We start from the raw sequence: 8,903 nt of genomic DNA on the forward strand, positions 1-8,903 counted from the left end.
ATAATATATAAACTTTTTGGCGTTTTGTTACATGTTTTAAAATAATATATATTTAAAAAGATAAAATAACCCTGTGATTTTCAATTATATTGGTTTATTATATAATATTGATATGGAGGAGAGAAATCGATGAAAAAGATAGAACTATTGGCTCCAGCAGGAAATTTAGAAAGCATGTATGCGGCAGTTGAATTAGGAGCAGATGCTGTTTATCTTGGGGGAAGTAAATTTTCTGCCAGGGCTTATGCACCTAATTTTGATGATAAGAATATGGAAAATGCAGTGGAATATTGCCATCTCCGCAATGTTAAAATATATGTAACTGTAAATACTATAATAAAGGAAGAAGAATTGAAAAAAGCTTGTAGATATGCAACATTCTTATATGATATTGGAGTAGATGCCCTTATAGTACAGGATATAGGTTTTTCTTCTATTTTGAAAAGGATACTTCCAAATTTTGAATTACATGCATCCACTCAAATGACCATACATAATGGAGAAGCTGCCTTATTTTTAAAAAAAATGGGGTTTAAAAGAATAGTGCTTTCAAGAGAACTTTCACTGAATGAAGTAGAACGTATATCAAGAGATCTAGGTTTAGAAACAGAAGTGTTTGTACATGGTGCATTGTGTGTTTGCTATTCGGGACAGTGTCTTATGAGCAGTATTATCGGAGGTAGGAGTGGTAATAGAGGAAGATGTGCACAGCCCTGCAGGCTGCCCTATGAAATAATAGATGAAAAGGGTAAAAATAGAAAACATGGATATCTTTTAAGTCCTAAAGATATGTGTACCATTGAAAATATAGGAGAAATAATAAAAACCGGTACATCTTCTTTAAAAATTGAGGGCAGGATGAAAAGACCCGAATATGTGGCAGGAGTGGTAAAAGAATATAGAAAAATGATTGATAGCTTTTATGAAAATCCTGAAAAATTAGAAGATATGTCTTATTTGAATTACAGTAAAAGAAATCTTTTGCAATTGTTCAATAGAGAGGGATTTTCGAAAGCCTACTTGTTTGGAAATACTGGGAAAGATATGATGTCCTATGCTTTTCCTAAAAACACTGGCGTAAAAATAGGTACTATTAAAGAGGATAAAAGTATTTCTTTAATGGAGGACATATCTGTAGGTGATGGAGTCCGGATGGGAAATTCAGGATTTGTGATTTCTAAAATATTAAAGGGAAAGAGGGAGGTAATAAAAGCTTGTACAGGAGAAAATGTAAAAATTCTCCCTTCTAATTATAAAGTTGGAAATATTGTGTATAGAACTTCTGATTTTCTTCAGATTAAAAAACTGAGAGAAAATTATAAGGATGGATCTCTGAAAAAAATTGAATTACTTTTAACCGTGAAATTTAAGAGGGGAGAGCCTATTGCACTACATACAGTTTATGATCAACTGGATTTTAGGGTAGAGGGGGAAAAAATTGTAGAGGCATTAAAGCAGCCTTTGAGCAAAGAGAGAATATGTGAAAGTTTAAATAAAACGGGAAAAGAGATGTTTGAATTCAAAAGTATAGAATTTAAATATTTTGAAAGTGGATTTTTACCTATATCTGCTTTAAATGAAGTTAGAAGAAAGCTTTTGAAAAAAGTCAGGGAATATATATTGCGTAAAGGTAGAAACGATAATAATTTCAACAATGAAATTCATCATCCGTTTATTATAAAAAGTAAATTTGTTGGAAATGAGCTGCCTCGTAAAATGATATTTGTAAACAACTGTGAACAATTAAAAGCAGTACTGGAATCGGACTTTCAGTATATATGCATAAATCCATTTCAGCGGGAAAAAATTAATAATTTAGAAAGCTTGAAATTCAAAAAAATATATGTCAGAGTACCTAATATAATAAGAGGAGAGTTTAGTTATATAGAGAATTTTATAAATAAAAACTTAAATAAGATTGAAGGTATAGTTACAGCTAACTTAGGCATAATGAGTAAATTTAAAGATAAAATAAGAATTTTAGGGGATTACAAATTAAATATAACCAATAGTTCTGCATTAGATTTTTATGGTAAAATCACAAGTGGAGATTGTCTAAGTGTGGAATTAAATAGAAATGAAATAGAAGATATTATTGGGAAAAGTGATGTTAAAGCACAAGTGCTCGTATACGGCAAAATAGAACTTATGGTAAGTGAATACTGTGTTGTAGGAAGTACTATAGGGAATAAAGGCCGTTTTAAAAATTGCAGTGAACCCTGCAGAAGGGAAGGTTTTTTACTTCTGGACAGAAAGAAAAAAAAGTTTGTGTTGAAAACAGATAAATTTTGTAGAAGTTATATATACAATTCTGTACCTATTAATTTGATATCGAATATGAAGGAGTTGAGAAGTATAGGTATTAATAGCTTCAGAGCAGATTTTATTGATGAAGATTATAATGAGGTTAAAAGTATATTGTCATGTTTTCAAAAAGAAATGTTTAAGGGTGATTTTAGCAAGTTTACACGGGGTCATTATAAAAATGGTGTAGAATAAATTTATTTTTGACTGAAAGGATAGATAGATTTAAATGAATGAAAAGTCTTTAAAAATACTGGAGTTTTATAAAATAAAAGAAAAATTAAAAAAATATGCAAATACCGGTGCAGGGAAAGATCTAATAGAATCTCTAGCTCCATACAATAATATATATGAAGTAAAGGAGCATTTGAAGGAAACCAGTGAGGCTTTAAGACTTCTTGTGCTTAAGGGAGCACCGCCTTTTGAAGGAGTGTATGATGTAAGACAGGGCATAGAGATGGCCCAAAAAGGTTTTGTGCTGATGCCGGAACAAATTTTGAAGATAGGTGCTATTTTAAGAGCTGCTAGAAGATTTAAAAAGTATATAAGTGCCAAAGAGGAAGAAGAGCATTTTAAAATAATAGAGGATATATGTTCAAATATTACGGTTTTGATGGAGCTGGAGAATAAAATTTTTATGTCCATAGAAAGTGAAGAAAGGGTGTCGGATAAAGCAAGCCCTGTATTATATAGTATAAGAAGAAATTTACAAGATAAAAATACTTCCGTCAGGGATAAGGTGAATTCACTTATGAGGTCTTATTCTTCATATTTACAGGATAATTTATATACTATGAGAGGAGATAGATATGTACTGCCTGTGAAAGCAGAAAATAAAGCTTCAGTACCAGGTCTTGTCCATGATCAGAGTTCCAGCGGAGCTACTCTTTATATAGAACCAATGGGGCTTGTAAATTTAAACAATGAGATAAAAGAACTAAAATTGAAGGAAAAAGCAGAAATAGACAGGATATTGGCTCAATTGTCCAGTGAAATATATGGGAATATAAATGAAGTTAAAATCAATGCAGATATAATATGGGAATTGGATTTTGTGTTTGCAAAGGCTAAGTTTGGAAGTGAATTAAATGCAGTTGTGCCGAATGTAAATGATGAGGGATTGGTGGATATAATAGAAGGTAAACATCCTCTTATAGATAGGAAAATTGTAGTGCCAATGGATATGCACATAGGCAGGGACTTTACATGTCTGGTCATAACCGGGCCGAATACAGGAGGTAAAACTGTAGCTCTTAAAACCATAGGCCTTTTACATATTATGGCATTGAGTGGGCTTATGATACCTGCAAGAGAAAATTCAACTGTGGGGTTCTTTAATGAGATATTTGCAGATATTGGAGATGAACAGAGCATTGAGCAGAATTTATCCACTTTTTCTTCTCATATGACTAATATAGTGAATATAATCAAGAAATCAGATGAGAAATCCTTGGTGCTATTTGATGAGCTGGGTGCAGGTACAGATCCTACGGAGGGTGCAGCACTAGCGGTGTCCATACTTGAAAATTTAAAGAATAGGGGATGCACCATAGTTGCTACAACTCATTACAGTGAATTGAAAGTATATGCACTGAAAAGTAAAGGGGTGGAAAATGCATCGGTGGAATTTGATGTGGAAACATTGAGGCCTACTTACAGACTTATGATAGGATTGCCCGGAAAGTCAAATGCTTTTGAAATATCAAAAAGACTTGGACTTCCCGAATTTATTATAGAGGATGCAAGGAGAAATATAACCAGCGATGCTTTGAGATTTGAAGATTTGATTCAGAGTCTTCAAGAAAAGAGGGCAAAAGCTGAAAATTTTGCCAGAGAAGCAGAAATTTTAAAAAATGAGGCAGATAAGATTAAATCTAAATATCAGGAAAAAGCAGATAGACTTCAGAATATAAGAGATAAATCTATTATTGAATCCAAGAGAGAGGCAAAAGAAATATTAAAACAGGCCAAGGAAGAGGCGGACAAAATTTTAAAGGACATGAGAGAATTGGAGAGGATGGGATATACTTCTTCAGCGAGACATAAGCTAGAGGAAAACAGAAAAAAATTGAAAAATAAACTGGAAAAAACTGAGGAGGATCTGTATAAAACCAGAGATGAGGAAGGGGATAGGCTTGAGTCGGTAAAAGAAGGGCAGGAAGTGTTTATACCTTCTTTGAATCAAAAAGTACTGGTCTTGTCTAAACCGGATGCTAAAGGGGAACTTCAGGTTCAAGCTGGAATTATGAAGATAACAGTGAATCTAAGAGATTTAAGAGCATGTAAAAATAGCCCAAGTAATGATAAGAAGAAGGTTAAAAGAGAAGCTAAACTGAATTTAAGAAGTGTTTCTACTTCCGTAGATTTGAGGGGAATGGATTCTTTAGAGGCAACTTATATTACAGATAAATATTTAGATGACGCTTATCTAGGTGGGCTGAAGGAAGTCACTATAATACATGGAAAAGGTACCGGTGTACTTAGAAATTCTATAGCAGATATGCTGAAACATCATTCTCATGTAAAAAATTATAGGTTAGGGGAATATGGTGAAGGCGGTACAGGCGTCACAATAGTAGAGTTAAAATGATTAAATCTATGAAGTAAGATGAAAAATTTTTCTAAAACTTTTTAACAGTAATAGCGCTATCTTATATGATATAATTATTATATTAAATGTTATTTAGACTTAGGTAAGTTTACTCATGGAAATATACTTTCTGCATCTGAATATTAGAAGAATTATATAGGTATTTGCCAATGTCTGTCCATGACTTCATAGAGTTGAGGCTGGGGGATGTTGACAGGGGCAGCGTTGAAAGAAAATTTTATTAAAAGAGAGAGGGGTGAAAAATCCGCTGAATAATGAAAATTCTACATGCTAATGTAATTTCATTATTTAACGGTATTATTGTCATGAATTATAAGGATGTATTGAAAAATGCACGTGAAAATTTAAATGGAAGTTGCAGGGTATGTCCTGCTTGTAATGGAAATGCCTGTGCTGGAGAAGTTCCAGGTATGGGAGGAAAGGGAACAGGAGATTCTTTTAAAGAAAACTTCAATTCACTTAATAAATACAAGCTGAATATGAGGGTTATACATGATGCTAAAAATCCAGATACCTCCATACAGATATTTGGAAGAAAAATGGACATACCTGTACTGGCAGCTCCAGTCTCTGGGACTACCCTTAACATGGGAGGGAAATTTACTGAAGAAGAATATATATCCTGGGTTATAGGAGGATGTCTGGATGGAGGGATATATCCTATAGTGGGAGATACTGCTGTAGATTCTTTTCTGATAACCAATTTAAAAAAGCTGAAGGAATATAGTGGCAATGGTATAGCTATAATAAAACCCTGGGAAAATAAAAATGTTATAAGTAAAATAAAAATTGCAGAAGAGGCAGGCGTTTTTGCCGTGGGAATGGATATAGATGCAGCAGGTCTTATAACTTTAGCACTTCATGGAAAACCCGTGGGCCCTAAAACTATAGAGGAGATAAAAGAGATAGTGGAAAGCACTAAACTTCCATTTATACTAAAGGGTATAATGACGCCAGATGAGGCAGAGCTTGCTGTAGAAGCCGGAGTCAATGCAATAGTAGTTTCAAATCACGGTGGTAGGGTTTTAGATCAAACTCCAGGAGTGGCAGAAGTTCTTCCGGACATAGCTAAAGCAGTTAAGGGAAAGGTTACAATATTAGCAGATGGCGGAATCAGAAGCGGTGTAGATATACTCAAAATGTTAGCACTTGGCGCAGATGCCGTGCTTATAGGTAGACCATTCGTAACTGCATCTTTTGGAGGACAGCGAGAAGGAGTAAAATTATACGTGGAAAATTTAAAGAGTGAACTGAAGTCAGCCATGGTTTTAACTGGATGTAAATCTATTGAGCATGTAGATAGTAGAATATTATACAGCAGATAATCAAATTTAATAACATAGAATGAAAATAGCAATAAGTAAATTTTATCATAGGATTAAAAAAATTTACTTTTGCTATTTTTGAGGTGTGGAAGGGGAACATGTAAAATGGTAAAAAAACTAGTGGAACTTGTGGATATAGCTAAAGAAAAAAGTAAAAAAGTACTGTCTGTGGCTGTAGCTCAAGATGAAGAAGTTTTAAAAGCTGTTACAGAAGCAGTAAAACTTGGAATCATAGATGCAATTTTAGTAGGGGATAAGAAAAGTATAGTTGATATTTTAGAAAGAGAAAATTTACATAAAAATAATATAGAGATAGTAAATGAGAAAGATCCATCTAAAGCAGCAGCGGCAGCGGTGAAACTTGTATCTGAGGGAAAAGCTCAATTTATAATGAAGGGTATGCTTAAAACGGCAGAAATGCTGAAGGCTGTTTTAAATAAAGAAACGGGGCTTAGAAAAAGTAAACTTTTATCTCATGTAATGATCTATGAAGTTCCAGCATACCATAAATTATTATTTTTGACAGATGGAGGAATGCTGACTTATCCTAATTTAGAAGAGAAAATCGGAATAATAAAAAATGCAGTTTTTGTAGCTAACAGGTTGGGAATAACCTTGCCTAAGGTAGCTGCCATAAGCGCAGTGGAGGTTGTAAATGCACATATGCAGTCAACGCTGGATGCGGCAGTTCTGGCTCAAATGAATAAAAGAGGACAGATAGGCGGCTGCATAGTTGATGGACCTCTAGCATTGGATGTGGCTGTGTCTAAAACCTCTGCAGAACATAAAAAAATAACAAGTGAAGTAGCAGGTGATGTAGATATATTGCTGGTTCCCAATATAGAAGCAGGTAATTTACTTGGAAAATCCATGACATATTTTGCAGGTGCAGAAAATGCAGGAATTATAGTTGGAGCTAAATGTCCTGTAGTATTGGTATCTAGAACAAATAGTGCAATGTCAAAACTTTATTCAATAGCTCTTGGATCAGTTGTTTCATAGCTTGAAGAGAATAATAAAGGGTATATAAAGTATTTATGGGATGCTTTATATACCGGATTTTTTATTTTACAACTTTTATATATTCAACTTCAGGATCTTCTGTACCCTGAATGTATAGGCCAGTATTTTTCAGTTCCTGTACATAGTCTACAATTTCCCCTGTTATTTCTTCTCCAGGGCAAAGTATGGGTATTCCCGGTGGATATGCCATTAAAAATTCACCACTTATCATTCCTACACTGTCTTTTAAAGCTACTGAAACTTTTGTGGAATTGAAAGCTGTTCGAGGAATTATTAATTGTTTTGGTATAGCAGGTATATCCAGAAAATCTGATTTTTTATTTCCCTTACCATAGTATTCATTGCTTATTTCTTTCAAAGCATGAATCAGAGAATCCATATTTTCTCTTGTATCACCGAAGGAGCCTACAGCTAGAATATTGTATATATCCGACAACTCCATTTGAATGTGGTATTTATTTGATAAGATCATATCCAAGTCATATCCAGTAATTCCTAAGTCCCTGCAGGTTATGGTTATTTTAGTAGGATCTAGGGAAAATACGCCTTCATTTCCTATTATTTCTTTGCCGAAGCAGTAGAAGCCTGGAATATTATTTATTTCATATCGGGCATAATTTGCCAGTTCAATAGCTTTATCCAATAGCTCTTTTCCGTGGAGAGCTATTTGCCTTCTAGCACAGTCCAGAGAGGCCATTAAAATATATGAAGGGGAAGTTGTTTGAAGTAATGATAATACTTGCTGTACCCTATTTATGTCGATATATTCTGAATTAACATGAAGTAGTGAACACTGGGTCAAGGCGCCAATTATTTTATGCGTGCTTTGAGAACACATATCTGCACCAGCTTGTATAGATGATATCGGCAGATTGTCATTGAAACCAAGATGAGGTCCATGAGCCTCGTCTACAATTAATGGAATGTTATGATTATGTACGATGTCTGTAATTTTTTTTATATCCGCAGCCACTCCATAATAAGTGGGATTTATGATTAAAACTGCTTTTGCATCAGGATTTTCCCTTAAGGTTTTTTCTACGGTTTCGGGAGTAACACCATGTGCGATACCAATAGTTTTGTCCAGGGCAGGCTGCATATATACGGGGATAGCTCCGCTCAGTATAATTCCAGCAGTAACAGATTTGTGAACATTTCTGGGGATTATGAGCTTATCACCTGAAGTTACCACGGACATGATCATTGCCTGGATGGCTCCAGAAGTGCCGTGAATTGAGAAAAAAGCAGCATCTGAACCATAAGCGTCAGCAGCTAATTGTTGAGCCTTTTTTATAGGCCCATTAGGGTGATGAAGGCTATCTACTAATTTAAATACGGTAACATCGATTTTAAAAGGATTTTCACCCATAAATTTTTTAAATTCCATATCTGCTCCAACACCTTTTTTGTGACCTGGAACATGAAAAGGTATAGTTTCTCTATTTACATATTCCATCAATGCATCAAATAACGGTGTTTCACTTTGATCTAATCTATACAACTTGATAAAGCACCTTCCTTCATAAAAATATCCCTCTAACTCTTGAAATTAAAGGGCTGGACTGTATTATTAATAAAAACTAATATAATTATATGTTAAATGATCTATAAATTCAACAATATAGGCATAAATTTTATGG

General features: G+C 34.1%; 5 protein-coding genes. 4 read left to right on the top strand and 1 reads right to left on the bottom strand.

The annotated features are described in order from the left end of the window. Positions 1-129: 129 nt before the first annotated feature. The 4 genes from J5G60_RS14220 (at position 130) to J5G60_RS14235 (ending at position 7,242) form a co-directional block, all read left to right on the top strand. Entirely contained in the window at positions 130-2,499 is a 2,370-nt protein-coding gene (locus J5G60_RS14220; protein ID WP_150356199.1) for a DUF3656 domain-containing U32 family peptidase, read from the top strand. A 34-nt stretch (positions 2,500-2,533) separates the two neighbouring features. Beyond that, entirely contained in the window at positions 2,534-4,894 is a 2,361-nt protein-coding gene (locus tag J5G60_RS14225) for an endonuclease MutS2 (protein ID WP_150356198.1), read from the top strand. A 326-nt stretch (positions 4,895-5,220) separates the two neighbouring features. Next, positions 5,221-6,240 (top strand): alpha-hydroxy-acid oxidizing protein, encoded by a 1,020-nt coding sequence (locus tag J5G60_RS14230; RefSeq protein ID WP_150356197.1) that lies wholly within the window; start codon positions 5,221-5,223, stop codon positions 6,238-6,240. Between the two features lie 105 nt (positions 6,241-6,345). Beyond that, positions 6,346-7,242: a bifunctional enoyl-CoA hydratase/phosphate acetyltransferase gene (locus J5G60_RS14235; RefSeq protein WP_150356196.1), complete on the top strand. Its 897-nt coding sequence runs from the start codon at positions 6,346-6,348 to the stop codon at positions 7,240-7,242. Between the two features lie 61 nt (positions 7,243-7,303). Here the strand turns inward: J5G60_RS14235 and J5G60_RS14240 are convergent, their stop codons facing one another. Further along, entirely contained in the window at positions 7,304-8,764 is a 1,461-nt protein-coding gene (locus J5G60_RS14240) for an aminotransferase class I/II-fold pyridoxal phosphate-dependent enzyme (protein ID WP_150356195.1), read from the bottom strand. Positions 8,765-8,903 lie beyond the last annotated feature (139 nt).

This window comes from Clostridium sp. HV4-5-A1G (genome assembly GCF_900184915.1).
GTDB lineage: Bacteria > Bacillota > Clostridia > Clostridiales > Clostridiaceae > Clostridium_B > Clostridium_B aromativorans.